The sequence below is a fragment of the Pseudomonas sp. P5_A2_2 genome, assembly GCF_054177685.1.
In genome coordinates, this window is record NZ_JBGCUL010001150.1 from 1 (window position 1) to 1,309 (window position 1,309).

Consider the following 1,309-nt stretch of genomic DNA (forward strand, 5'->3'; position numbering starts at 1 on the left):
CACCAGGCCCTGACGAACGTGCCTGCGGGGACTACCGCAGCCGAAACGACAGCGGAAATGCTTCGTCAATTAGTCACGTGGTTCTCCACCAACCCCGACATAGCCAAGGCACAAACCGAGCTTTTCTTCTGGGCCATGCGCAACAACCCCGAGATGGCGACCAGGATCTACGCGGTAGCAATAGAAGCAACGGAACAGGCCATGGAAAAAGCCATCGGTGCGCAATTCGACAAGACCTTCTTGAAGGCCACAAGTCGACTGTTGGTTCACCTTGTAGATGGTCTGATCATCGCCTGGTCCGCTCATGGAGACTTGGCACGGCTGGAGGCAGAAACTGAAACGGCCTGCGAAGCTGTGGCGCTATTAGTGGCCAGCCGCTGAACATTTCAATCCGTATCTACCTGACGATCATCAACCTGTACCCCGGTGGGTGATCGCCGGGGCCTGAGTGATTTGTTGAACTGTGGCGGATATAGCTGTTGGAGGTACCGGTGAAGTATGGCAAGTCAGTGCTCAACCAGATCATGGTTGCAGCTGGCGACTCTGTCTGAGCACAAGCCTTGTCATCGAACTTGCTTACAAGCTACTGACCAATTGACCTCCATCTACTGCCAGAACGCTACCGTTCATGAACGCACCGGCATCGCTGGCGAGTAGTAGAAACGGCCCTTCCAGCTCGTGGAGTTCGCCTAATCGGCGCATGGGAATCAGCTCACGTATGTAGTTGATGCCCTTGTCACTATCGAAAAAAGCTTCATTCATTTCCGTCTTGAAGTAGCCCGGGGCTATGGCATTGACGCGAATCTTGTGGCGCGCGAGCTCCAGCGCCAGCGACTTGGTCAGTTGCACCACGCCTGCTTTGGCGGCGCAGTAATGGCTATAGCCGGTGCCGACTCGTAGACCAAGTATCGAGGCAATATTGACGATGCTGCCGCTACGTCCTGCTTTAACCAGCCGCTGCGCTGCGACCTGAGCAACGCGCCAGACACCGTCGAGGTTGGTCGCCAGCATTGCACGCCAATCTTCCTCACCGATTTCCAGTGGGCGTTGGCCATTGCCGATGCCGGCATTGTTGAGCACTACGTCGACTACCCCGAAGTGTGCCTCGGCGGTGTCGAAGGCCGCCTCGACGCTGGCCCGGTCTGTGACGTCGAGAGCGACCGACAGTGCCTGGCCACTCTCCCACTCGATGTCCTTGGCAACCTGTTCGAGCCGCTCGACGCGTCGCGCAGCGAGCACGACGCGGGCGCCAGCGCGAGCGGCGATCCGCGACAAGTGCGCGCCAATGCCGCTGGAGGCGCCAGTGATC

The 1,309-nt window shown here is 58.2% G+C and carries 1 protein-coding gene and 1 pseudogene; one reads left to right on the plus strand and one right to left on the minus strand.

What is annotated here, in order from left to right; translation table 11 throughout:
- Positions 1–381, plus strand: a pseudogene (locus tag ACXRVY_RS29605) (TetR/AcrR family transcriptional regulator); the annotation flags it as partial.
- A gap of 195 nt (positions 382–576) precedes the next feature.
- On the opposite strand, the gene ACXRVY_RS29610 reads toward ACXRVY_RS29605, so the two are convergent.
- Entirely contained in the window at positions 577–1,308 is a 732-nt protein-coding gene (locus ACXRVY_RS29610) for an SDR family NAD(P)-dependent oxidoreductase (RefSeq protein WP_458239033.1), read from the minus strand.
- Position 1,309: the final 1 nt, after the last annotated feature.